The 24,751-nt window shown below is 65.0% G+C and carries 20 protein-coding genes; 4 read left to right on the plus strand and 16 right to left on the minus strand.

The features are described from left to right. Positions 1 to 53: 53 nt before the first annotated feature. From SKZ59_RS03420 to SKZ59_RS03470, 11 genes are all read right to left on the minus strand, one after another. On the minus strand, positions 54 to 3,170 hold the full coding sequence (locus SKZ59_RS03420) for an efflux RND transporter permease subunit (RefSeq protein ID WP_070301362.1): 3,117 nt from the start codon (positions 3,168 to 3,170) through the stop codon (positions 54 to 56). A gap of 9 nt (positions 3,171 to 3,179) precedes the next feature. Beyond that, on the minus strand, positions 3,180 to 4,346 hold the full coding sequence (locus tag SKZ59_RS03425; RefSeq protein ID WP_319990830.1) for an efflux RND transporter periplasmic adaptor subunit: 1,167 nt from the start codon (positions 4,344 to 4,346) through the stop codon (positions 3,180 to 3,182). Positions 4,347 to 4,358: 12 nt separating this feature from the next. Further along, a complete protein-coding gene (locus SKZ59_RS03430; RefSeq protein WP_319990831.1) occupies positions 4,359 to 5,771 on the minus strand; it encodes an efflux transporter outer membrane subunit in 1,413 nt (470 codons plus the stop codon). Then, positions 5,768 to 6,496 carry a CerR family C-terminal domain-containing protein gene (locus tag SKZ59_RS03435; protein ID WP_319990832.1) on the minus strand — a complete coding sequence of 243 codons (729 nt, stop codon included), beginning with the start codon at positions 6,494 to 6,496 and terminating at the stop codon, positions 5,768 to 5,770. Before SKZ59_RS03435 ends, SKZ59_RS03430 begins: the two co-directional genes overlap by 4 nt. A 265-nt stretch (positions 6,497 to 6,761) precedes the next feature. Further along, positions 6,762 to 8,123, minus strand: coding sequence for a hybrid sensor histidine kinase/response regulator (locus SKZ59_RS03440; RefSeq protein WP_319990833.1), 1,362 nt, complete (start codon positions 8,121 to 8,123; stop codon positions 6,762 to 6,764). 142 nt (positions 8,124 to 8,265) lie between these two features. Further along, positions 8,266 to 9,000, minus strand: coding sequence for a 2OG-Fe dioxygenase family protein (locus SKZ59_RS03445; RefSeq protein WP_319990834.1), 735 nt, complete (start codon positions 8,998 to 9,000; stop codon positions 8,266 to 8,268). 102 nt (positions 9,001 to 9,102) lie between these two features. After that, a complete protein-coding gene (locus SKZ59_RS03450) occupies positions 9,103 to 11,139 on the minus strand; it encodes a TonB-dependent receptor (protein WP_319990835.1) in 2,037 nt (678 codons plus the stop codon). A gap of 22 nt (positions 11,140 to 11,161) precedes the next feature. Next, a complete protein-coding gene (locus SKZ59_RS03455) occupies positions 11,162 to 11,650 on the minus strand; it encodes a DUF6702 family protein (RefSeq protein WP_319990836.1) in 489 nt (162 codons plus the stop codon). Beyond that, positions 11,647 to 14,022 carry a M1 family metallopeptidase gene (locus tag SKZ59_RS03460; RefSeq protein WP_319990837.1) on the minus strand — a complete coding sequence of 792 codons (2,376 nt, stop codon included), beginning with the start codon at positions 14,020 to 14,022 and terminating at the stop codon, positions 11,647 to 11,649. The genes SKZ59_RS03455 and SKZ59_RS03460 overlap by 4 nt, the downstream gene beginning before the upstream one ends. Positions 14,023 to 14,187: 165 nt before the next feature. Continuing rightward, the gene (locus SKZ59_RS03465) at positions 14,188 to 14,649 is read right to left on the minus strand and encodes a MarR family winged helix-turn-helix transcriptional regulator (protein WP_070301370.1); all 462 of its coding nucleotides are present in this window, start codon (positions 14,647 to 14,649) and stop codon (positions 14,188 to 14,190) included. A gap of 21 nt (positions 14,650 to 14,670) precedes the next feature. Continuing rightward, on the minus strand, positions 14,671 to 15,546 hold the full coding sequence (locus SKZ59_RS03470) for an aldo/keto reductase family oxidoreductase (protein ID WP_319990838.1): 876 nt from the start codon (positions 15,544 to 15,546) through the stop codon (positions 14,671 to 14,673). A gap of 120 nt (positions 15,547 to 15,666) precedes the next feature. On the opposite strand from SKZ59_RS03470, the gene SKZ59_RS03475 reads away from it, so the two are divergent. After that, entirely contained in the window at positions 15,667 to 16,596 is a 930-nt protein-coding gene (locus SKZ59_RS03475) for a LysR family transcriptional regulator (RefSeq protein ID WP_319990839.1), read from the plus strand. Here the strand turns inward: SKZ59_RS03475 and SKZ59_RS03480 are convergent. Next, the gene (locus tag SKZ59_RS03480; RefSeq protein ID WP_319990840.1) at positions 16,581 to 17,402 is read right to left on the minus strand and encodes a sugar phosphate isomerase/epimerase; all 822 of its coding nucleotides are present in this window, start codon (positions 17,400 to 17,402) and stop codon (positions 16,581 to 16,583) included. The genes SKZ59_RS03475 and SKZ59_RS03480 overlap by 16 nt on opposite strands. Next, entirely contained in the window at positions 17,402 to 18,241 is an 840-nt protein-coding gene (locus tag SKZ59_RS03485; protein ID WP_319990841.1) for a phytanoyl-CoA dioxygenase family protein, read from the minus strand. Before SKZ59_RS03485 ends, SKZ59_RS03480 begins: the two co-directional genes overlap by 1 nt. A 109-nt stretch (positions 18,242 to 18,350) precedes the next feature. Between SKZ59_RS03485 and SKZ59_RS03490 the strand changes: the two genes are divergently transcribed. After that, positions 18,351 to 19,310 carry a LysR family transcriptional regulator gene (locus SKZ59_RS03490; RefSeq protein WP_319990842.1) on the plus strand — a complete coding sequence of 320 codons (960 nt, stop codon included), beginning with the start codon at positions 18,351 to 18,353 and terminating at the stop codon, positions 19,308 to 19,310. Positions 19,311 to 19,313: 3 nt separating this feature from the next. Here the strand turns inward: SKZ59_RS03490 and SKZ59_RS03495 are convergent, their stop codons facing one another. Next, entirely contained in the window at positions 19,314 to 20,384 is a 1,071-nt protein-coding gene (locus SKZ59_RS03495) for a hypothetical protein (protein ID WP_319990843.1), read from the minus strand. Positions 20,385 to 20,677: 293 nt separating this feature from the next. On the opposite strand from SKZ59_RS03495, the gene SKZ59_RS03500 reads away from it, so the two are divergent. Next, on the plus strand, positions 20,678 to 21,097 hold the full coding sequence (locus SKZ59_RS03500; protein WP_081368300.1) for a hypothetical protein: 420 nt from the start codon (positions 20,678 to 20,680) through the stop codon (positions 21,095 to 21,097). A gap of 155 nt (positions 21,098 to 21,252) precedes the next feature. Here SKZ59_RS03500 and SKZ59_RS03505 read toward each other — a convergent pair whose 3' ends face one another. Both SKZ59_RS03505 and SKZ59_RS03510 read right to left on the minus strand, forming a co-directional pair. Beyond that, on the minus strand, positions 21,253 to 22,755 hold the full coding sequence (locus tag SKZ59_RS03505) for a hypothetical protein (RefSeq protein ID WP_319990844.1): 1,503 nt from the start codon (positions 22,753 to 22,755) through the stop codon (positions 21,253 to 21,255). Then, entirely contained in the window at positions 22,752 to 23,636 is an 885-nt protein-coding gene (locus SKZ59_RS03510) for a hypothetical protein (protein ID WP_072455598.1), read from the minus strand. Before SKZ59_RS03510 ends, SKZ59_RS03505 begins: the two co-directional genes overlap by 4 nt. Before the next feature lie 168 nt (positions 23,637 to 23,804). Here SKZ59_RS03510 and SKZ59_RS03515 point away from each other — a divergent pair, with 168 nt between their 5' ends. Then, entirely contained in the window at positions 23,805 to 24,710 is a 906-nt protein-coding gene (locus SKZ59_RS03515; protein ID WP_319990845.1) for a hypothetical protein, read from the plus strand. Positions 24,711 to 24,751 lie beyond the last annotated feature (41 nt).

Raw genomic sequence — 24,751 nt, forward strand, 5'->3', positions numbered from 1 at the left:
CGGTCCCTCGTTTCCTTGCCCGCACGGGGCGATTTTGCAATTTGCCGTGGCGCTTATTTTTCCAGCGCCACCTTGTCATCGCGCCGCAGCGGCGCCTTCTGGCGGCGCAGTTTCGCCATGCCGCGCTTGAGCAGGTGCTCGAGGTCGTCGATGTAGGTGAACACGGCCGGCACCACCAGCAGGCTCAACAGGGTCGACGTGATCAGGCCGCCGATGACGGTAATGGCCATCGGCGAACGGAAGCTGGGGTCGGCGCCCCAGCCCAGCGCCAGCGGCATCATGCCGGCGCCCATGGCGATCGTCGTCATCAGGATGGGGCGGCTGCGCTTGTGGCAGGCGTCGACCAGCGCATCGAAGCGGTTCATGCCGGCCTGGCGCGCCAGGATCGCATAGTCGACCAGCAGGATCGAGTTCTTGGTGACGATCCCCATCAGCATGATCAGGCCGATCATCGACGGCATCGACAGGGCGCTGCCCGTGATCAGGAGCGCCACGAAGGCGCCGCCGATCGACAGCGGCAGCGCCGCCAGGATGGTCACCGGCTGCATGAAGTCCTTGAACAGCAGCACCAGCACGCAATAGATGCACAGCACGCCGATCAGCATGGCCAGGCCGAAGCTGGCGAACAGCGAGGCCATTTCCTGCGCGTCGCCCAGTTCGGCGATCTTCACGGATGGCGGCAAGTTCTTCATCGACGGCAGCGCGCGCGCCTCTTCATTCAGTTCGCCCAGGGTGCGCGAACCGAGTTCCACGTCGAGGGTCACATTGCGGCTGCGGTTCAGGCGGTCGATCTGCGCCGGGCCGCTTTCCATCGTCACCGTGGCCACGTTCGCCAGGCGCACGGGACCATTCTTGCCGGGCACGGTCAGGCGCTCGATGGCGGCCAGGTCGGCGCGCACGCTGTTGGGCAGCTTGACGCGGATCGGTACTTGCCGCTCGGGCAGGTTCATTTTCGTCAGGTCCGTGTCGTAGTCGCCGGCCGTGGCCACGCGCACGGTTTCGCCGATGGCCGCCGCCGTCACGCCCAGGTCGGCCGCCTTGGCGAAATCGGGACGCACGATGATTTCCGGGCGCACCAGCGAGGCGCTGGAATTGACGTTGCCGATGCCCTTCAGGCTACGCAGTTCGCGCTCGACCTTTTGCGCCGCCGCCATCAGCGCCACCGGGTCTTCCGAGCGCAGCACCAGCTGCATCTTGACGCCCGTGTCGGGCGGTCCCACCGTGAAGCGGGCGCCGGGGATGGTATCGAGCTTCTGGCGCAGCTGCGTTTCCAGGTCCGCCATCGATTCCTTGCGCTCCGTGCGGTGCACGGTGGTCAGGGTCAGCACGGCGCGGCGCGCCTCGGCCGCGGCGCCGGGGGCGAAGGCGTCGCCGCTGGAGCCGCCGCCGATCGAACTGAAGACACCCTCGATGCCCGGCGTGCGCATGGCCGCATCGCGCGCCAGGGCCGCCACGGCCTGCGTTTCGCCCAGGGTGGAGCCGGGTGGCAGTTCCAGGTTGATCTGCGTCTGCGCACGGTCGGCGGCCGGCACGAAACCGGTCGGCAGCAGCGGCACGAGCGCGATGGCGCCGACAAAGAACAGGGCCGCGGCGATGGCCGTGATGCCGCGGTGGTTCAGGCACCAGCGCATGACCGTCAGGTAGCGCGTCATCAGCCAGCCATCCTGCTCTTCCTTGTGCGGCAGCGGTTTCAGGATATAGGCCGCCATCATCGGCGTGAGCAGCCGCGCCACCACCAAGGACGCCAGCACGGCCAGCACGGCCGTCCAGCCGAACTGCTTGAAGAACAGGCCGGGGATGCCGCTCATGAAGGCCGTCGGCAGGAACACGGCCACCAGCGCGAAGGTGGTGGCGATGACCGCCATGCCGATTTCGTCGGCCGCCTCCATGGCCGCTTCCATTGGCGACTTGCCCATGCGCAGATGGCGCTCGATGTTTTCGATTTCCACGATGGCGTCGTCGACCAGCACGCCGACGACGAGGGCCAGCGACAGCAGGGTGACGGTATTGAGCGTGTAGCCGAACCAGTAGATGCCGAGGAAGGCGGGCATCACGGACAGGGGCAGGGCGGCGGCGGCCACCAGGGTGGCGCGCCAGTCGCGCAGGAACCACCACACCACCAGCACGGCCAGCAGCGCGCCTTCGTACAGCAGCTCCATCGAGCCGTCGAAGTTTTCCTCGACGGGGAAGGCATTGTCGATCGACTGCTGCAGCACCACGTTCGGGTTTTCCTTCTGCAGGTCGGCGATGGCGTCGCGCGCGCCCTTGGCGACAGCCACTTCGCTGGCGCCCTTGGTGCGGAATACTTCAAAGGCGACGACCGTCTTGCCATCCTGCTCGGCCAGCGCGCGCGGTTCGGCGATGGTGTCGCGCACGGTGGCTACCTGGTCCAGGCGCACATGGCGCCCGTCCGGCAGCGGCACTTCCACGCGCGACAGTTCATCGGCCGTTTTCACTGTGGCGATGGTGCGCACCGACTGCTCGGCGCCGCTGATGTCGCCCCGCCCGCCAGGCGCTTCGCGCTGCACCAGGCGCAGCTGACGCGACACGTCGAGGGCCGACACTTTCAATGCGGCCATGCGCGCCTCGTCGAGTTCGACCTGGATCTCGCGGTAGACGCCGCCGACTCTGGTGACGGCGCCCACGCCGGGCACCGTCAAGAGGCGCTTGGCCACCGTATTGTCGACGAACCAGGACAGGTCGGGAGAGTCGAGCGGGTTGTCCACGCCCGGTTTCGCGGTGGCGATAAAGGTCAGCACGACCCTGCCGGCCGTGGAAGCCTTGGTGACGGTGGGGTCGCGCAGCTCGGCCGGCATGTCCGCCTTGACGCGGGCGACGGCGTCGCGCACATCATTGACGGCTTCGGCGATCTGCTTTTCCAGGATGAATTCGACGGTTACCGTGACGACGCCATCGAGCACCTTGGTGTAGATGTTTTTCACGCCTTGCAGGGTGGCGACGGAATCTTCGATCTTGCGCGCCACTTCCGTTTCCAGCTGGGCTGGCGCGGCACCGGGCAGCACCGCGCTGACGGTGACGATGGGCAGTTCGATGTCGGGGAAATCCTGCACCGGATTGGCCTTGTAGGCCAGCAGACCGGCCAGGGTCAGCAGCGCGAACAGCATGATGGCCGGGATCGGATTCTTGATCGAGAGGGAGGAAAAATTCATGGCCTCTCCTTACTTTTTCGCTGCCGGTGCTACAGCAGCCTTGGCCGCTGCCGGAGCCGGTACATTCCGTACCAAGTCGCCATCATTGAGGAAGCCGGCGCCGCTGACGACAATCGTCGTGTCGGCCGTGATGCCGCCAAGGATTTCAATGCGGTCGCTCAGGCGCCGTCCGGCCTGCACCTTGATCTGGCTGACCCGCTGGTCGGGATTGAGGCGGAAGACATAGCTGAAGCCATCGCGCACGGCAATCGCCTGTTGCGGCACGGTCAGCGCGCCCGAGGTACCGAGTTCGAATTCGCCGCTGGCGTACATGCCGGCCTTGAACGGCGCATTGCTGCCCGTGCCGGCAGGCAGGTCCACGTACACGAGGGCGGAACGCGTCTGCGGATCGACGGTAGGAGCGATCATGCGCACCTTGCCTGTCAAGACGCTGCCGTTGGCCGCCTTCACTTGCGCCAGGGTGCCTGGTTTCAGATTCAGCAGCTCGGTGGCCGTCACTTCGGCGCGCCATTCGAGGCGGCCCTGGCGGATCATGCGGAACAGTTCCGTGCCGGCGCCCACGACGGAACCGACGGTGGCCGAACGCGAAGAGATGATGCCGCTGTCGGGCGCCGCCACCTGCGTGTATTTCAGGCGCAGCTGCTGCGACGCCAGCTGCGCCTTGGCGGACGCGATGCGCGCGTTGGCCGTCTGTTCTGCCGTCAGGTACTGGCTGATCTGCTGCGCGCTGATGGCGCCCGTGCTTTGCAGCGAGCGGGCGCGCTGCGCGTTGGCGGCCGCTTCCGCCGCATTGGCTTGCGCTTCCAGCACGGCGGCCTTCGTTTGCGCCACGTCGGCGTTCACCGTGTCGTTCGAGAACACGGCCAGCACCTGGCCGGCGCGCACGACGTCGCCCACGTTCACGCGCACGTCGGTCAGGCGCAAGCCGTTCGATTCGCTGCCGATGACGGCTTCCTGCCAGGCGGCCACGTTGCCGTTGGCCTGCAACTTGATGGGCAGGCTGGCCGTCTGCGGCTTGGCCGTGGTGACGGTGAGCGCCGGTTTTTGCGCCGCGTTTTTATCCTTGGCGTCATCGGCCGCCGTAGAGGAAGGGGAGTACAGGGCCACGCCGGCGCCCAGCGCCACAACGAGGGCCGCAAAGGCGAGCGCCATCGGTTTCAAGGTCAGTTTTTTCATGTTGTGTATCCGTCAGGGGGCGTTGTTGGCGATGGCGCTGCTGGTCCAGCCGCCGCCGGCGGCGCGGTACAGCGCTACCCAGGCGGCGCTGCGTTCGCGCTCGAGGTTGACCACCGTGTTTTCGGCGGCCAGGCGCGTGCGGCGCGCGTCTTCCAGTTCGATCAGGCTGGCCAGGCCATTCTTGTAGCGGTCTTCCGTGGCGATGAACGATACGCGGTAGCCTTCCAGTGCCGTTTTCGCATGGCCGCTGCGCTCGTCCGTGCTGGCCAGGTTGACCAATGCCTCTTCCACTTCGCGCACGGCCTGGCGCACGCCGGCGCGGTATTTCACCACGGCTTCGTCGTAGCGCGCCGTGGCCGCATCGATCTGCGCGCGGCGCGTGCCGCCGTCGAAGATGGGCAGGCTGACGGCCAGCGGGCCGATGCTCCAGGTGCTGGCCGTGATGCTGGTGCCGCCGGCGCGGATATTGCCCTTGCCGATGGAGCCGGCCAGGCTCAGGCGGGGATAGCGCTGCGCCTGCGCGCCGCGTACTTCGAAGCTGGCCGCCGCCACTTCACGTTCGGCGCTGTAGATGTCGGGACGCTGGCCCAGGGTTTGCGCAGGCAGTTCCGCAATCGCCACGGGCGAGGGCAGGATGGCGGGGCTGGCCGCCAGCTTCTGGCGCATCGTCGGTTCCGGCATGGCCGACAGGGCCACCAGCGCCTTGATATTCACGTCGCAGGCGGCGCGTTGTTCGATGGCGCGGCTGGCGCCTTCGGCGGCGCTGGCGCGGGCCAGCGCCGCATTGGCGGGCGGCTGGAAGCCGGCGCCGGCGCTCAGTTCCGTCAGGCGCGCCGAGTCGCGGCGCGAGACGGCGTCCTGTTCGGACACGGCCTGCAATTGCTGGCAGGTGCGCAAGGCGTAGTACTGGTTCGCCACTTCGGCGGCCACCGAGACGCGCGCTTCATGCCAGAGCGCGCGGGCGCTGTCGTAGCGCTCCTGGGCCGCATCGCGCGTGCCGCGGTTGGCGCCGAACACGTCGATTTCCCACGACGCCTGCAAGGCGGCCTGCGAGGTGGTGCCGCTGGGCTGTGCCGATTGCTGGCTGGTGCGTACCACGCTGCCCGTCGCGTCCAAGATGGGCGCCAGCGCGGCGCCGCTGGCGATGCGGTCCGCGCGTGCCTGCACGATGCGCGTGCCGGCGGCGGCGATGGTCGGGCTGACCTGTTGCGCGTCGTTGATCAATTCCACCAGCAGGCTGTCGCCCTGGCCCTGCCACCAGCTGGCCAGGTCCGTCAGCTTGCCGTTGTGCGGCAGCGGCGCCTGCCACTGCGCGGGCGCGCTGGTGGCCACCGCTGCGGGCGGCCCCTGCAGTGCGCAACCGCCCAGCGCCAGCACGATGCTGGCGGCCACGGCGCGTTGAACGGTGCATCGAATAGTCGTCATGCTGGTCCTTCTGCTTGTCGTTGAATGGTAGAGGAGGAGGGCGGAGTGGCCAGGCGCCGGCGCTCGACGTCGGCCATGGCCAGCGCGTAGTCGGTCAGGCGCGCCAGCCAGGTGTCGATCGCATGCGGCGATTCCAGCAGTTGCGGGCGCAAGGTGTGCAGCACCTCGGTGCCCACCATGTGCTGCAGAGCCAGCGAAGCGATGGAAAACGCCAGCCGGTGCATGTCGTCGCTGTTGTCGGGCGCGCCCAGGTGACGCGCCAGCACGCGCGTGAGCGCTTCGTGTTCGGGGCGGATGTTCTGGTCGATCTCGCGCGCCCACAGTCCAGTCGGTTCGAGCATTTCGCGGCACCACAGGCGCATGCAGTCGCGCGCGATGTCGCCCTGCTGCATGGGAGCGAGCAATTGCGCATAGAAGCCTTCCAGGCTTTGGCGCAAGGTGAAATGCGGTTGCTCGTACAGGGCGATATTGTCTTGCGGGTCCGCTGACTGCTGCGCAAAGGCGGCGCGGTACAGTCCCGCCTTGTCGCCAAAATAGTAGCTGATGGCGGCCGCGTTGGTACCGGCCGCCTGCGCCAGTTCGCGCGTGGACGTCTTGGCGTAGCCCTGCTCTGCAAACAGGCGGATGGCGCTATGCAGCAGCCGCTCGCGCGACTGCTCGCCGTCGGAACGGGGCTTGCGCCCGTCGTCGGCATGGGAAGTGGGGATGGCGTTTTTTTCAATCATGCCGGAGATTTAATCATATATCTCAAACGATTGATATAACTAAGCCGGTTGATTTAGTTAAGAAAGGATGAAGATAATGAAAAACGCAGGCAAAAAAAAAGCCCGCGGTTGTATTCGCGGGCTGAATCCAATGTTCGGAGAACGAATTGGAGGAGACAGTTCTACTATAGCGCTGAAAATGGTGCAGTGCAATACCGTAGAACTACTGTATTGAGCCGTTTTTAATGGCAAAAAGCCCGTATTCCATGTTGCGGCGCACAGAAGCTCAGGCCTTGCTGCGCAGGGCCAGTGTAAACGTGCTGCCCGAGCCGTAGTCGCTGTTGAAGAACAGGGCGCCGCCGATGGCGTTGGCCAGGTTCTGGCACAGGTACAGGCCCAGTCCCGCGCCTTCCACGTGGCGCGTGGAGGTGGAATCGAGCTGCGAGAAGGCCTGGAACAGCTTGGCCTGGTCTTCTTCCTTGATGCCGGCGCCGCTGTCGGCGATGCTCATTTCCGTCACCAGCACGCCGTCTTCGTCGCGCTGGGCCAGGCTGATGCGCACCGTGCCCTGTTCCGTGAACTTGATGGCGTTGTTGAGCAGGTTGATGAGGATCTGTGTCAGTGCGCGGCGGTCCGTGTCGATGATGGCGGGAGATTGGCCCGGCTCGCCCAGTTCGAGTTCCAGCGCCAGGCCTTTTTGCTGGGCCAGGGGACGCAGGGTGTCGGCCACGTCGGCCATCAGTTCCTGGCAGTGCACGGGTTCTATCGACAGGGTCAGCTTGCCCGCCTCGATCTTGGCCACGTCGAGGATGTCGTTGATCAGCGAGAGCAGATGGCGCGCGCTGGCGCGGATGGTGTTCAGCTGCTTGTCCTGGTCCGACGTCAGGGGGCCGGGCAGTTTCATCAGCAGCGCGCCCGTGAATCCGATGATGGCGTTGAGCGGCGTGCGCAGTTCATGCGACATGTTGGCGATGAAGGCGGACTTCATGCGGCTCGCTTCGGCCAGCTCCAGGTTTTTCAGGGCGATTTCGCGGTTGATGGTTTCCAGTTCGGCCGCATGGTGCGCCAGGCGCATGTTCAGCTCGATCACCTGGCGTTCGCGCGCCTGCAGTTCGCCGTTGACCTGCACCGCCTGTTCATAGGTGGAGATCAGCAGGTCGAGGATTTGCTGGCGTTCCGCATTGATGAAATGCTTCTGGTCGCCCAGGTACAGGGCGATGCCGATTTCCACGTTCTGGTTCTTGCGCAGCTTCTGGTTCATCAGCATGTGGCTGATGCGGTTGAGCAGGTAGTCTTCCGCGTAGGGCTTGCGGATGAAATTGTCGGCGCCGCACTCGATGCCGCGGATGATGTCCTTCGGATCGTTGAGCGAGGTGACGAGAATCACGGGAATGTCGCGCAGGGTCGGATCGGACTTGATGGCGCGGCACAGGTCGTAGCCATTCATTTCAGGCATGACGATATCGGACAGCACCAGGTGCGGCTTGCGCTCGCGGATGGCGGCCAGGGCCAGCTGGCCATTCGCCGCCACGCGCGCGTTGTAGTGCAGCGACTGGATCAGGCGGCGCAAGCGCTCCGCCTGGGTCGGGCTGTCCTCGACGATCAGGATCTCGATTTCGTCAGGCTTGATTTGGTTGTTGGAGTCCACAGACCTCTCCTAGGATTTCAGTGTGGTGATGCTGGGCGCCGTGAGCGCGCAATATCGACATCGTATGACTATATCGGATTTAGGTCTGCAAAAGTAACTTCCAAGTAACTATTTTGGCCACAGGCAATGCTGTGGCCGCCTGTCAGTTTTCGCCCTGGAACTGGCCTGCGCGATAGGTCAGCACGAGGGTGTCGCGGTGGCCGTGCTCGCCGACGGGCTGGATCGGCGTCGATTCGTGGATGACGGCAGCGTCGTCGAGCAGCAGCAGCGACCACGGCTCGGTCAGGGTAAAACGCTTGCCGTTGGGGCCGTCCGCTTCGAAGATGCGCGTCTCGCCGCCCTTGACCTGTTCGCGCCCGATCAGCAGCACGGCGACGAAATCGACGCCATCGCGGTGCGCGCCTTCCGGCGTCGGCCGGCCGATGCCGTCCGTCGTATCGATGCGGAACTGGTGCGCCTCGATGAACCACGGCTGGCTGCCCTTGACCTGGGAGCAGACGTCGCCCAGCGCGCGGATAAGCTGCTGCCAGGCCGCTTGCGCGACGATAGCCGCTTCGACCGGTTCGAACAGGCGGTGCATGCCGCCGTGCAGGGCGTTGTATTCCACCGGCTGCCAGTGCGGACGGTGCGCTGTCTGCGTCAGGCGTTCGCCATCCTGCACGAAGCACGAGTGGCGCCGGCGGCGATAGCGGCCGCCATCCTTCAGGTAATTGTCCAGCGCCAGGGTATTCCAGCTCCCTTCCAGCGCGCGCAATGCGTCCAGCGAGCAGCCGGCCAGCGAGGCCACGTCCTGCGGGCGCAGGACGGCATAGCCGTCATCGCGCAAGGCTTCCTTGACGTGGGACGGGTCGGTAAAGATCGGTGCGGAAGTGCTCATGGCGGTGCGGCCGCAACGCGGCCTGTCTCAGTTTATCCAGCCTGGCATTCTACGACTTCGCGGCGTTTCCTGTGCAGTCCGATAAGAATTATTCTTGTTTACTTAAAAATTCTTTACCAGGGTCAGGCGCAGCGAGCGCGATTCCACCGGATGGAAGTGGATGTCGTCGACGGGCTGCGCCTCGCCGGGCAGGCGCGAGGCATAGTAGTAATCGATGGCCGAGTCGCGCCGGTTGGCCAGGTTGTAGCCTTCGACCTCCACGCGCAAGGTCTTGTCGATCTGGTAGGCGATGCGCCCGTTCAAGCCCACGCTGGCCGACGAGCGCACGCTGTTGTCTTCCACCAGCGGGCGCGGACCGAAGTAGCGCAGGCGCAGGGAGCCCGACCACGGCCCTGGCGGCGTCACCGTCATGGCCAGCTGGGCCACGCCTTCGATGGCGCCGGGGATGAAGTCGCCCGCCGGGTCGCTGCCGCGCGAGCGTGCGCGCGCATACGCGAGGTCCAGGTCCAGCGACAGCCATCTGGCCGCTTTGTAGTAGCTGGAAAATTCGATGCCGTAGCGGCGGCTGGGGCGGCCCGCCTCGGTAGCGCCCGCGTCGCCGATGAACAGCAGCTCGGAATCGAAGTCCAGCCGGTACAGCGACAGCGACGTTTGCAGGCCGGCGACGGCGGCGCTGCGCAAGCCCAGTTCCAGTCCGCGCGAGCGCACCAGCGGCGTGACCTTGTCGGCCGCTTCGCCCGTCTTCGGGTCGACCGTGATCGTCGTGCCGCGCGCGTCGTTGCTGTGAAACCCATTGCCAATGTTGATATACGCTTCCGTGTCGCGCCACGGTCCCGCGATCACGCTCAGGCTGGGGCTGAACAAATGGTCGCTGGCCTTGCCTGAATTTTCCGGCCGGTCGCTGCGCACGTCGAAGCGGTAGGCGTCCGCGCGCAGGCCGGCCACGGTGCGCAGCCAGCGCGACCAGCGCGTGCTGTTTTCGCCATACACGCCGATGCTCGATTCGACGATATGGTCTTGCCGCGTGGTCGACACGGTCTGACGCTGCCGCGTGTTGTACAGGCCATTGTGGATATTGTCGTTCTGTAGCTGCAGGCCGATGGTGGTGTCGCTGCTGCCCCTGTCCGTGTGGCGGTGCCAGGTGTGGCTGGCGTCGAGGCCGGCCGTCACGCGCCGGTCGGGCTGGGCGAACTGGTCGCCGTTATCGGGGTCGTCCATCGCATACGTAAAATTCGAGAACAGGGCCAGGCGGTTGGCGATCACATACGCGCTGACTTTGGACGACATGTCGTCCGTCGTCTGGCGCCAGGCGCCCGACAGGCTGTAGCGCTGGGCCTTGCCGCCGTCGCTGGCATCGATGGCGTCGAAGCGCCCCAGGGTGCCGTCCTGCACGGCACGCAGCGGAATCTGGTCGGTGGCGTTCCAGCTGGCGTCATACGCCATGGCCGTGACGTTGAAGCCGTTGTTGGCATAGCCTTCGCTGTAGCGCAGCACGCCATTGCGCTTGCGGTAGCGGTCCGGCTGCGTGAACGGGCCGTCGTTGCGCTGCGCTTCGAGCGCGTACAGCAGGCTGCCGTCGCCCGCATCGAGCGTATCGGCCAGCAGGGCGCGGCGAAAGCCGTTTTGCCCGACGCCCACGCTGGCGATGCCCTGCGTCAGGCGGTTCGCGTAGACGACGGACGCCGCGCCCGCCGAGGAGAAATCGCCTTGCGCCGCCGAATACGGCCCCTTTTTGTAATCGAGGCGCATGGCCAGTTCGGGGATCAGAAAGTTCAGGTCCGTCCAGCCCTGCCCGTGGCCATGGCTGCGCTGGTTGACAGGCATCTCGTCGACGGTGGTGCGCAAGTCCGTGCCATGATCGAGGTTGAAACCGCGCAGGTAGAACTGGTTGGCCTTGCCTTCGCCGCTATGCTGGCTGACGATCAGTCCCGGCACGGCTTCGAGCAATTCGCCGGGCCGGTAGCTGGTGCGCGCATCGAGCTGCTGTTGCGTGACGCTGCCCGCGTTGGCCGAATCGGCCACGCCCAGCTGGTTCAGGCGCGAACCGTCGATCAGCACGCGCTGGAAGATGTCGTCGGCGTGGGCGGCGGTGGCTGAAAACAGGGCGGCGAGGAGCAGGGGAAGAGAGCGTGGCGTCATGGGTCTGTGGGTGTGCCGTGGCTTAGCGGATCGGCAGTTCCGTGTTCTGGCGGTCGAAAATCAGCGTCTGGATGGTGCCGCTGTCCTGCACGTTGAGGGTATTGCGCTGGCTGGGCAGGAAGTCGATCAGCAACTGGTTATGGATGCGCGTGGCGGGGGCCAGGCGCGTGCGTTCGAGCTCCTGGAAGATGACCACATTGTCGGCGTTGACCTTCATGCCGACCCAGTTCAGGCGCAAGCGCTTGCCATCCGGCCCCACGAGGTAAAACTGTTTTTCCACATAGCGGCGCAGCGCCGCTTCGCTGTCTTCCTGGCCCAGGTCGAACTGGCGCTGGTACAGGTTCGTCAGCAGCGCCTCGACGTCGTGGCCCGTGTAGGTGTGCACCACTTCCGTGCTGCCGCTGGCCGCGTTGTAACTGATGTCGGCGATACCCATGTGGAAGTTGTGGGCGCCGGCCGCCATGCTGGCGCAGGCCAGCAAGGCAGCGCCCAGCGCGCGCCAGCGCTTCATGCCTCGTCGCCCTTGGACGCGCCGCCGTTGTGGCCTTTCAGCGGCGTATGGAAATCGCGCATCAGGTTATCCTTGGGCGACTTCTCGCTCTTGAACAGCTCCAGGCGCGATGGCGTGATCTTGCGCGGCCAGCTATTGTTGCTCGTGTCGATGTCGGCCGTTTCCCAGTACGGGTCTTGCACCAGACCCACCATCGGCTCGTCCGTGATGACGACCTTGGTGATTTTCTTCGGCGAGTAGCGCCACACTTCGGCCGGCACGCGCTCGACGTATTTCTTGCCGCTTTTCAGTTCGATCTCGAGGATCAGGGGCATGACCATGCCGCCCACGTTCGACAGGTCGACCAGGTACAAATGCTTGCCCTGTTTCAGCAAGTCCTTTTCCCACGGTTCCAGGGCGGCCAGCGCTTCGGCGTAGGCGTTGCGGTCCTTGTTGGTCACCGTGAAATCGTCGTGCTGGTTGTAGAAATCCTTGAGCTCCGGATGCGCATCGACGCGGCGCGGCATGCCCTTGTTGGCGCGGCTCGTGACGGATTCGGGCTGGGCGTCTTTCTGCGCCTTTTTCCACGCTTTTTCCGTTGCCGGATCTTTCGAGCTCACGCCGTATTCGCTGATGCCGTCGATGCTGATGTCGACCGGGTCGGTCGTATAAAACCAGCCGCGCCAGAACCAGTCCAGGTCCGTGCCGGAAGCGTCTTCCATGGTGCGGAAAAAGTCGGCGGGCGTGGGGCGCTTGAACTTCCAGCGTTGCGCATATTCCTTGAACGCGTAGTCGAACAGTTCGCGCCCGAGGATGGTTTCGCGCAGGATGTTCAGGCCCGCCGCCGGCTTGGCGTAGGCGTTGTTGCCGAACTGCAGCAGGGATTCGGAATTGGTCATGATCGGTACCTGGTCGCGGCTGCGCATGTAGTCGACGATCTCGCGCGGCTCGCCCCGTGAGGCAGGATAGTTTTCTTCCCACGCCTGCTGCGCCAGGTATTGCACGAAGGTGTTGAGGCCTTCATCCATCCACGTCCACTGGCGCTCGTCCGAGTTGATGATCATCGGATAGTAGTTGTGGCCCACCTCGTGGATGATCACGCCGATCAGGCCATACTTGGTGCGCTTCGAGTAGGTCAGCTCGCCCGTCTTCTTGTCTTTCACGGGACGGGGGCCGTTGAACGAGATCATCGGATACTCCATGCCGCCCACGGGGCCGTTGACGGAAATGGCCGTCGGGTACGGGTAGGCTATGCTGTACTTGTTGTACTGCTCGATCGTGTGCACGATGGCTTGCGTGCTGTACTTTTCCCACAGCGGATTGCCCTCTTTCGGATAGTAGGACATGGCCATCACATCGCTGCCACCCTTCTTGTAGCCCTGCGCATCCCAGATGAACTTGCGGCTCGAGGCCCAGGCGAAGTCGCGCACGTTGGCTGCCTTGAAGTGCCACGTCTTTTGCGCGCGGCTGACGGATTTCTCGGCCGCTTCCGCTTCTTTTTGCGTGACGATGACGACGGGCTTGTCGCTGCCGCGCGCTTTTTCCAGGCGCTCGCGCTGCGCGGACGACAGCACGTCCTGCGGATTTTGCAACTGGCCCGTGGAGGCGACGATATGGTCGGCGGGCACCGTCAGCTGCACGTCGTAGTCGCCGAACTCCAGCGTGAATTCGCCCGAGCCGAGGAACTGCTTGTGCTGCCAGCCGGCCGCGTCGTAATAGGCGGCCATGCGGGGAAACCACTGCGCCACTTCGAACAGGGCGTTCTTGTCGTCGAAGACTTCATAGCCGGCGCGCCCGCCCAGCACCTTCTGTTCGTTGATGCGGTAATCCCAGTCGATCTGGAAAGCGAAATCCTGGCCCGGCTTCAAGGGCTGCGGCAGGTCGATGCGCATCATGGTGCGGTTGACAACGTACTTCAGGGGCTGGCCATCGGCGCTTTTCAATGCGCGGATATTGAAGCCGCCCTGGAAGTCGCCGCGCGCGAGGATGCCGCGCAAGCCTTCGAATTTCATCGTGTCTTCGCCCGTCGTCTTGGCCCACGCCTGGCGCGATGGCGCCGTGGCCATGCGGCGCGCGTCGGAATCGGGCTTGTAGATATTCTGGTCCAGCTGCACCCACAGGTAGCCGAGCGTGTCGGGCGACTGGTTGTGATAAGTGATGGTGCCGCTGCCGGCGATTTCGCGTTTGGCTTCATCGAGGGTGGCGCGGATCGTGTAGTCGGCGCGCTGCTGCCAGTAGGCGTGGCCTGGCGCGCCGGAGGCGGTGCGGTAGGTATTCGGGGTGGGCAGCACTTCTTCGAGCTGGCGGAACTTGTCGTCGAATGGCTCGGCGGCAAAGGCCGATACGGTAAAGCACAGAGCCAGCGAAGCGACGGAGCCGAAAGGTATGCGCATGATCACCCTGATGTTGTTGTAAGGAAATAGTGGCAACTATTCTATACGCAGGGTGGGGCCATCCATGTATCGATTTGTAATAAAGAAAGGCGGATTTCGCGCCAGCTTTTGCGTGGCGCTGTCAGGGCGATGCTTTGCCTGATTTTGCTCGGAAAAGCGGTGCTTTCACTCACTTTTCATCAGGCTGTCGCGCAACTGGTTCAGTTGTTGTTTCATGTCCACAACCTGCTCCACGCTGCAGTGGCTGGCCGCCAGGATGGCCTCTGGCAGCAGGGCCGCCTCGTGGCGCAGCTGGTCGCCCTGCGGCGTGAGGGAGATGATGACCTGGCGCTCGTCGCTGGCGGCGCGCGTGCGCGTGAGCAAGCCCGATTGCTCCATGCGCTTGAGCAAGGGCGTCAGGGTGGCCGAATCGAGGAACAGGCGTTCGCCCACTTCCGACACCGTCAAGCCGTCGCGCTCCCACAACACCATCATCACCAGGTATTGCGAATAGGTGAGGCCGAGCTTGCGCAGCAGCTTGCGGTACAGCTTGTTCATGGCAAGCGAGGTCGAGTACAGCGCAAAGCATAGCTGGCCGTCCAGGCGCGGCACCTGGTGCAAGGGGTTGGGAGCGGTAGTGGTATCCATGGGCACAGTATATATAGTGCGCTACTTAGTTGCAAGCGACCTCAATGCCGCCAGCGCCTGTGCATCGAGCCTGAGCGCGCCGGCCGCGACGTTTTCGCGCAGATGCGCCACCGATGAAGTGCCGGGAATGACCAGCATGTTCGGCGCGCGCTGCAGCAGCCAGGCCAGCGCCACCTGCATCGGCGTGGCTTGCATGGCGGCCGCCACCTGGTTCAAGGTATCGGACTGCAGCGGCGAAAAGCCACCGAGGGGGAAGAACGGCACATAGGCGATGCCTTGCGCGGCCAGGGAGTCGATCAGCGCATCGTCCGCGCGGTGCGCCAGGTTGTAGTGATTCTGCACGCAGACGATGGGGCTGATGCGCTGTGCCTCGGCCACCTGGGCCGCATCGACATTGGACAGGCCGATATGGCGCACCAGGCCTTCGCGCTGCAGCTGCACCAAGGTGGCCATCGGCCCGGCAAGCGACGAGCCGTCCGGGCCGGCCATGCCCGGTGCGCGCAGGTTGACCACGTCGAGCACGTCCAGGCCCAGGTTGCGCAGGTTGTCGTGCACGGCGTCGCGCAGCTGCTGTGGCGATGCTGCCGGCAGCCAGGACTGGTCGGCGCCGCGCACGAAGCCGATTTTGGTGACGATGCTCAAGCCGTCGCGGTAGGGATGCAGCGCTTCGCGGATGATCTGGTTGGTGACGTGCGGGCCGTAAAAATCCGACGTGTCGATATGGTTGACGCCCAGTTCGATGGCCTCGCGCAGCACGGCGACGGCGGCGGCGCGGTCTTTCGGCGGCCCCCAGACGTGCGGGCCGGCCAGTTGCATGGCGCCGTAGCCGAGGCGGTTGAATACGATGTCGCAATGGGCGGGCGTGAATTGGTCGCGGGCGGGGGAAGGCGTGTGCATGGCAGCTCCTGTGTGGTGGTCGAGTAAGGGAGCAGCCATCGTAAGGCCGATTGCGCTGTATGATAATCGGGTCAATCCGGCACAGGCTGTACTCATTTACGCACAATGAAAGCGCTACTCATGCATGCATACAACCCTTCCATGGCCGATTTGTCCGCCTTTGCCCTGGTGGCCCGGCACCACGGTTTTCGCCAGGCCGCGCGGGCCAGCGGGCAGTCCGCGTCCGCCATGAGCGAAGCGCTGCGGCGGCTGGAACAGCAGCTGGGCATCCGCCTGCTGGAACGCACGACGCGCAGCGTGACGCCGACGGCGGCCGGTGCGCTGCTGCTGACTCGTTTGCGCCCGGCGCTCGACGAAGTGAGCAGCGCGCTCGATGTGCTGAACGACTTGCGCGACAGCCCGCGCGGCACCTTGCGCCTGAACGTGCCGGTCAATGCGGCGCGCTTCTTCTTGCAGCCCATGGTCGACCAGTTCCTGCGCGCCTATCCGCAGATCAGGGTCGAGCTGGTGGTCGATAATAATTTTGTCGATGTCGTCGCCAGTGGCTGCGACGCGGGCATCCGCTATGGCGAACGGCTGGAGCAGGACATGATCGCCATCCCCATCGGCCCGCGCACGCAGCGCTTCGCGGTGGCGGGCTCACCGTCCTACCTGGCGCAGCGCGGCGTGCCCGTGCATCCGCGCGACCTGCTGCGGCATGCCTGCCTGCTGGGGAAATTCCTCAGTGGCGCGGTTCCACCGTGGGAGTTCGAGCGTGATGGGCAAAAGGTCAGTGTGGAGCCGGACGGCCCCGTGATCGTCACGCCGACGGCGGCTGATTTTGCGGTCAGCATGGCCATCGCCGGCCATGGCCTCGTCTATCTGTTTGAAGAGTGGCTGCAGCCATATATCGATGCGGGCCAGCTGCAGCCCGTGCTGGAAGACTGGGCGATGCCCTTTCCCGGCCCGTTTTTATACTATGCGGGCCGGCGCCATCTGCCAGCGCCGCTGCGTACCTTCATCGATTTCGTGCAGGCCAATTTTGCGCAGTTTCCTCAGTCCGCCGGATAACGCTGGCGTAGTAACTGCAGCATCGCGACGTTCTGTTCCCACGCGTCGCTCACGGGCTGCTGCGTCCACGGCAAGGTTTGCGTGTAGGGCGCGGGGCCGAATTCCGGCGTGAACGTCATGCGTTCGGCGCCGGCCGCGCGGCGCAGGGCGACGATGGCGTCCCACCAGGCCAGGTGGGCGTCGAGCGCAGGTTTCGCTTCCGGTGCGCGGAAGTCGGCTACTTGCGGCCCCTGCGCCTGGCCCACGCGCGCATGCACGTGGCGCACCAGCGGCAGCACTTGTGCCAGCGTGTGCGGCTGGTCTTCCAGCAGCGATTCGCAGGCGCAGCACCAGTGCGACAGGTCGGCCGTCAAGGGCAGATCGGGATACTGCCGCAGATACGGCAGCAGCAGCATCGGGTGGCCGCTGAAACGGCTGCGGTGGATTTCATGCACGATGGGCACGCCGTGCCTGGCCGAGATGGCGGCGGCCAGGTCGAGCAGTTCTGCGTTTTGTGCCTGCGTATAAAAATCCTTGCCCGTGTGCGTGTTGACCAGCACGGGGCGCGCCAGGCAGGCGTTTTCCAGCAGTTCGGCGAGAGCGGCGCGGTGCAGTTCGAAGTCAGCGTGGAACACGGTTTCCCACTGCGCGGCGATCAGTTGCAGTCCCGCCTTGGCGATGCGGTCCGTCCATTCCTCGCGCAGGGCGGCGTCCAGCGGCAGCGGCATCTCGATGCCGTCGAAGCCGGCATCGAGCACCTTGTCGATGAAGACGTCGGGCGGCAGCGCGTTATTGCCCCAGTGGGCGGCGAAGACATCGATGCGCATCAGACGAAGCCCCGCACGGGGAACGCTGCGTCGCGCTGGATCCAGTTGTGGGCCGCGTATTGTGTCCGGCCGTCGGTGGCGTGCAAGGTGTAGGCGTGGCGCGACACGGGCGAGCGGTTCGGCGCGCTGTAATGGGGCAGCAAGCCGTGGAAGCAGACGAGGGCGCCCGCCTTCACTTCCAGCGGCACGGCCGTGCTGTCGTCGGGCCACGGCATGGCATCGAGTTTTTCCACGCGCACCTGGTCGCCGTTGCGGATGAAGCGTTCGCGCAGGGGGCCGCGGTGGCCGCCCGGTTCCGCCCACAGGCAGCCGTTTTCCAGGGTCGCGTCTTCCAGCGCGAACCAGAACGTGGTCACGCTGATCGGCGTGGTTTCGAAATACGTGGCGTCCTGGTGCCAGCGCACTTCGCCGCCGATGCCGGGCTGCTTGAAGATGTACATCGATTGCCACACCTGCGCGTCCGCCAGGCCCAGGTCGCGTGCCACTTCGGCCAGTTTCGGATCGGCCGAAAAAGCGCGGAAGACGGGGTCCAGGTCGTGCATGGCGTGGCCGATCTTGTTGATCGACAGCGATTTGGCCTGCTTCAGCTGGCCGTCCGGGCCGAACGCTTCTTCCTCGAAGAAGCAGCGGATGGTGTTGTCGGAAGCGAGGAAATAATCGTTGGTGTTTTTTGCCTGGTCGCGCGTGGTGAAGATGGATTGACTCAGGCTGGGATCGAATTCGTTGACAATCTGCTCGGCACGCGCGCGCAGGGCGGCGATGTCGTCCGCACCCTTGAAACCGGGCAGGATGATGTAGCCGTCGCGTTGATACTGTTCTTGTTGTTCGATCGTTAGCATGGCGGCGGCTCCTGAAGTCAGTGGAAAGCGCCATTGTAGGATGGGCGAGGGCGGCAAACAATCGCCCAGCGGTTGACAGATTGTCGCCAAAACGCAGACAATCTTTGATATGGATCAATTAAAAGCGATGGAAATCTTTGTCGAGGTGGCGCGCCAGCGCAGCTTCACGCTGGCCGGGCAGCGCCTGGGCCTGACGCGGGCCATGGTCAGCAAGACCATCATGCAGCTGGAAGAACGCCTGCATGCGCGCCTGCTGCACCGCTCCACGCGCGAAGTGAGTCTGACGGACGCGGGCCGCGCCTATCTGGCGCCGTGCATGGCCACCGTCAGCCAGGCGCAGGAAGCGGCGCGCATGGTGGCGCACGTGGCGCAGGCGGGAGCGGGGGCGGAGCTGGCCGGGCCGCTGCGCATCCAGGCGCCGTCGAGTTTCGGCAGCGCGTGGCTGGCCGACGCCGTCGCCCGTTTCAGTTTGCTGCACCCGCAGGTGCAAGCTGAATTGTTTGTCGACGATGCACTGCTCGACCCGATACGCCACGGTTTTGATTTGACCATCCGCGTGGGCGGCATCCCGGACAGCAGCGCGCTGGCCATGCGTCCGCTGGCGCCGTGCCGCGCCGTGCTGTGCGCCAGCCCCGCCTACCTGGCGCAATGGGGCGTGCCGCAGACGCCGCAAGAGCTGTTGCAGCACCAGTGCCTGCATTTCAGCCACCTGACCGATGGCACGAACTGGCATTTCCAGCGTGGAGAGGGAGCGTCGCGCGAAGAGGTGAGCGTGCGCGTGCAGGCGGGTTTTACGGCGAATAACGGGCTGGTGCTGCACCAGGCGGCGCAGCGGGGCCTTGGCATTGTCTACAGCACCACCTTCCTCGCCTGGCGCAATCTGCTCGATGGCAGCCTGGTGCCCGTGCTGACGGACTGGGAGCTGCCCCTGAATCACTTGAGCGCCCTGTATCCGGCCAGCCGCCAGCCGTCGCCCAAGGTGCGCGCGCTGATCGATTTCCTCGTGGCCGAATATCAGCCCGTGCCGCCGTGGGACCGTGAGCTGGAAGCGGCGGGTTTTTTCAGCTGAGGGTCAATTGATAGCGACCGGCTCCACCGTCCACGCGCCATCGGCGTACACGCGCTCGTCGTCCAGATAAACTGCTTCGGTGACGGCGAAGATATCGACGTGGTAGCGCGCATCCTTGCGCTTGAATTGCGGTTTCGTGTAGACGCCGTGCTTGGCGCCCAGCGACAAATGGATGCCGCACATGCGTTCATAGGTGCCGATGTCGTTGACCAGCTGTTCGCGCGAAAAGGCGCGGTTCATGCCGAAGCCCAGTTCGCGCACCCACACTTCGCCTTCGTGCGCGCGGATGATCTCCAGCATGGCGGTAAATTCCGGCGTGGCGTTTTCCGTGCCCGTGACTCGGCCCTTGTCGATGATCAGCGTGATCGGCGTGTCGGGACGGTTGACCATGAAGTGCGTGTCGCCGAAAACGAAGATGCGCACGCGCCCGTTCACGGCTTCCAGGTCCTGCGCTTCCGTGAATACTTCGCCCAGCGGAAGCTGGCCGCCGATATTGTTCATGCCGCTGTAGTCGCCGATATTGAGCTTGGCGCCCTCGAATGGCGAAGCGAACACCAGCTGTTCGCCGCCGCTGTCGACCATGCCGTGGCGGGCCCCGTCGATGCGCGCTTTCAAGGCGTGGCCTACACCCCGGTAGTAGGCGGGGTCGTAGGCCAGCGAGGCGATGTAGTGCAGCCCCTGCACGCCGGGCATGCGCGACAGATGCACGTGCTCGATCACTTTCAGGCCGCGCTTGAACAACTCGATGCGGATGCGGAACGCTTCCAGGCGGAAGCTGGTCGACTGGATCAGCACGACGAGGCTGCCGGCCGGCAGTTCGGCAAACGCGGCCAGCACGGCATCGGGCGTGACCTCGTCGAAATCGATGAAGGTGGCGTCCGGCAAGGCCTGGCGATATGCTTCCGTCAGCACGACGTTGAGCCAGCTGCGCTTGTCGCAGACGATCAGGGACGGTTCGTCCGGGCGGTGGCAGATGGCCATGGCCAGCACGTCGGCCACGTTTTGCGCGGCCACTTCGGTGGCGGCGGCGCTGATGGCGTCGAGCCGGCTGGTGTCATTCTCGGGAAGCGTCATGGTGCGAAGGTGTCGGGCGTGAAGTAAACACGGCATTATAAGGCGATTGCCGCGGGCGCCGCCATTCGCCATCGGGCGTAGGGCCGCTTGCCTGTGGCGCGGGTGATCTTGTGTAGTGCCACACGGCAATGTATTATTGATAAACGGCTTGATGGCGAGCTTGGACAGTGCGGGGAGCAGCGGTAGAGCCCGTTTGCGCCAGGCGCGGTTCCACAGAATCATATCAATACAACAGGCTGACAAGCCAGAACTAAGAGTGTGATGCGATGAGCATAATCGGACAAGATATTCCCATGGAGCGGCCGGATACGGATGGGCGCGCCGCCGTCTTCGTTCCCGTCACGGGCGTCAAGGAAGATGTCCTGTTGACCATACGCAAGGGTGCGGCCATCGTCGGTTTTGCCAACCACGACCGCACCATCACCGTGTATTTTGAAAGCAACCGCTTTGACGACCCCGTGCTGGCCAAGTGGGAGCACAAGGCGCGCAAGGCCTACGACCGCTTGGTCGACAATGCGCCCACCGTGTCGAAGCTGACCACCAGCCCCGCCAATTTCGAGCAGATCGGCTACATCAATGGCAAGGGCATCACGATTCGCCGCATGGAAAGCCTGCAGCGCTGGCTTGCGTATTCGGATGCGATGGATACTTGCCCGGCGACGGATATTATTCCTCGTACCCTCATTGCCAAGGCTGAAAGCGTCAAGGTGTAAGGGTGGCTGATACGAGGCCGGGGAGATGTTGCCTGCCCCAGGATACTTCCTCTGTTGCCTTTCGCGTGCGCGCGGTGCCAACAATATTGTCGGATTACGCGGGGCTTTGCCCCGCTAATCCGACCTACGCGACCTACGCCTGACCTCGCTTCTTACTACACCACGACGATATTCGCCTGCGCCTTGAGCGGGCAGGGCAGGGTGTCGTCGAAGGTGATTTCGATGGCGCTGGCGACGAACATGCCGCCGATGTGCTGGGCGGCGATTTCGGGCGGCGTGCCGGGCTTGGTCAGGTTGACGTCCTGGGCGAAGACGAAGACTCTCCACGTGCCATAGACCTTTTGATCATATTGCAGCAGGGTGCGGTAAGCGCGTTTCAAGTCCAGGCTGCCTGCGTAGACGCCATCGTTGGCGCCCGGGTCGAAGCCCAGGCCGTCGTCGGTCAGCGATTCGACGAAATACAGGCCTTGCGGCGCCTGGAACAGCACGAAGGCGTACAGTTCCGTGCCGCGGAAGACATTGCCATTGTCGTGCCTGAAGCTGGCGCGTATCCACAACGGTTCGTAGGCCTGCACGACGGCGGGCGTATCCGTCTCCACGGGCCCCGCCACGTGGATGTTGACTTGCGTTTCGGTGACGGCATGCTGATAGGTGGCGCCCGTCGTGAAACGCTGATACTCCCAGCTGATGTCGGCCGTGTAGGGCAAGCCCGCGTTCGGCGCTTCCGGCAACACCCATTTCGCCACCACGCGCTCGGCCAGGGTCAGTTCGCCGGCGGCCGGTGGTGTTGCTTCCTGGCCACGCCAGAACGGGTCCGCGATATCGGAGCAGGCGACGGCGATGGCGCCCGAGGCGATGGCCGAAGCCACGCCCGCCACCGTGAATTCGGGCTGGCCCGAGCCGGCCCCTTCGAGTGAGCAGCAATCGACGCTGGGATCGGTTTCCTCGAAGGTGCCGCCCACGCTGAAGCTGGCCTTGCCCGAACCGAGCGCGGCGGCAATGATGGCCACCAATGCGGCGATGATGGCAATGATGATGGCGAGCACTTTCCACCACGGGTCGGAAAATGGCAAGTCCCCGTGCGTGCCCGCGTAGGCGGGGTTTGGCGTCCAGACGAGGGTCATGCCGGTCGGCACGATGGGACCCAGGCCGGGCGGGCAGCGGCACTCCTTCCCATCCGTGCCCGTGCTGCCCCAGCGCTTGCCCGGCAGGTGGCCTTGCGGTTTGGACAGTTCCAGCGTGCCTTCCTCGACCGTGCACGTGTAGGTGTTGGTGGCGCTGTCGAAGCGCGTCTGCGACACGAAGATTTGCTGGATCGAGCGGTGCGGCGTGTGGCCGTCCGCCTTGGCGACAAAGCTGACCAGGCGCTTGCCGGGTGTCGCATGCTGGAAGTCGGCATCCCACATGACCAGCATGGCCGCGCCGGCGGGAATGCTGGCAAAGAAAAAGGTGCGCGCCACGGGCACGATGCCGGGGTCGCCCACGCTTTCCAGGTACACCGTGACATTCGTCAGGGCGCTGCCGGACATATTGGTGACGTGGGCGGCGATGCGCAAGCCATAGATGGCATTGTCGAAGATGCCATCGGGCAGCATGATATTGGTGACGGGCTCGATCGCGAACGGCCGCGTCAGCACCTGCAGGGGGGTATCGCTCATGATGCTTGCTCCTCGGGGCTGTGCTGTTCTTGCGCGGGCTCTTGAGCTTGCTCGTTCTCGAGATCGGTGACGACATACGTAACGCCACCCATGACCTTGCCGTCGCGCGTTTCCAGCACGCGCAGCAGCGCATACTGGCGTGGCGGCAAGGCTTCGGCGCGCACGCTCAGGTACACGGCCTGCGCCTGGCCGCGCGGCACTTCCAGCACCAGCTTTTGCTCACCGGGCGCATCGCCATTGCAATGCGGCGTGCGCACCAGGCCCGCTACCAGGCGTGCGTCCCTGGCCGGCTGCCACCGCTCCAGCCCCAGGGTGGCCAGCAGGCGCTCGGGCAGCTCGCCGCCATATTCAATCTGCAGCTCCACTTTTTTCGTCGCACGGGGCAGGGCCGCCACCGCGATGCTCAGCAATTGCGCGCGTCTTGCCGCCAGCACCACGGTGACATTGCGCTGGGCGATCTGCTCGTGCTGCTTGGGCTGGAAGGGAAAGCCGTTGGGCAGGGGATCGGGCAGCGGGTTGACGTCGCCCGGGCCATGGGCCACGGCCAGCAGGCATTCGTGGCCGCCATTGACGATGACGGGGATCCACGGCACCAGACACAGCACTTCCTGCGTGGCGCCGGGCGGCAAGTCCGCAAACGCGGAACCGACCTGCGTGGCGGCGCCGACGGCGATCTGGCCGGAAGGATCGGCCCAGTAAAAATCCACGCGCACGCCGTTCGAGGCGCTGTTGCCCGTGTTGTGCACGCGGCCCCACAGGTAATTGCTGGTGCCGGCGATGGGCGCACCGGGCGGGCCATTCGGATCATTGCCCGGCACGACCCAGATATCGGCGCTGTCCCACCAGGGCTGGCCGTCTTCGATGATCAGGTGGGCTGGCATGGCGTTCTCCTTGTCCTTGGCCGGTGCTTCCAGCTTAGGCTGCGGTGGCCGATGCTTTTTGATCGGTATCAAGGCCGTGGAACACGGTGCGGGTGCGCCGTTGTGATGCTTGCGTAAGGTAATATTGCGGCAGAACGCAGTGGAATGACTCCAGAAAAAGGTTGGAATGTGCTTGAAACAGTGAATGACGTTTGCATCAACGCCGCTTGCGGCCAACCCTTGCCGCTGCGCGTGGCGCATTGCCCGTTTTGCGGCGCGCGCCAGGTGGCGCAAGCGCCTGTTCTGGAGAAAGCGGTAGCGCCACCCCCGGTACCCGTGGCTCCGCCCATTCCCGTGCCGCAGCCTGCACCGCAGCCCGCTGCCGCGCCTGCTCCCAAGCCTGTCCCTCCAGTACCCTTGCCGCCAGCGCCTGCCGCGCCGGCCAAGGCGCCGCCCGCCAAGCCTGCCGGCAAAGGCTCGGTGCCGCCGCCGCGCCCGCCCGTGCGCTTGCGCACGTGGATTGCGGCGGCGGTGGTGCTGACCGGCATCTGGTTTTATAACAAGCCCGCCGACAAGCCGGCCAGCGTGGCGGAACAGGTCGAGGCCGCCACTGCGCTGGCGGCGCAGTGCGACCTCGATGGGGCGCGCAGCGCGCTGGCCGTGCTGAAAAGCGCCAAGGCGCCCGCCGCGCACATCAAGCGCTTGCAGGCGAGCATCACCAAGTCCGCCGCTACTTGCGAGAAGCAACAACAGAGGACGCAGGCGTGGACGGTGCTGCAGGGCAGCGTCAAGCAGGCGCTCGATGCGGGCAAGCCGGAGCTGGCTGCCACGCGCCTGGCCGTCTACGTGAAACGCTGGGGCGACGATCCCGACACCCTGGAACTCGACGCCAAGGTGAAAGTGGCGCAAGCGAGCGCCCAGCTCGATCTGGCCGACGCCTGCCTGGCCAGGGGCGACCGCGTCTGCCTGGAAAACAGCCTGATCGCCGCCGAGCGCTACAAGCGGCCGGAACTGGCGGCGCGCACGCAGGCGCTGCGCACGGCGCTGTCGCAATTGCTCGAACGCTCGCTGCTCGATGCGTCACCTGGCCAGTAGCGCCAGCATGTAAAACGCCCGCCGCGGTCAAACCGGGCGGG

Source organism: Janthinobacterium sp. GMG2 (assembly GCF_033949445.1).
Taxonomy (GTDB): domain Bacteria; phylum Pseudomonadota; class Gammaproteobacteria; order Burkholderiales; family Burkholderiaceae_D; genus Janthinobacterium; species Janthinobacterium aestuarii.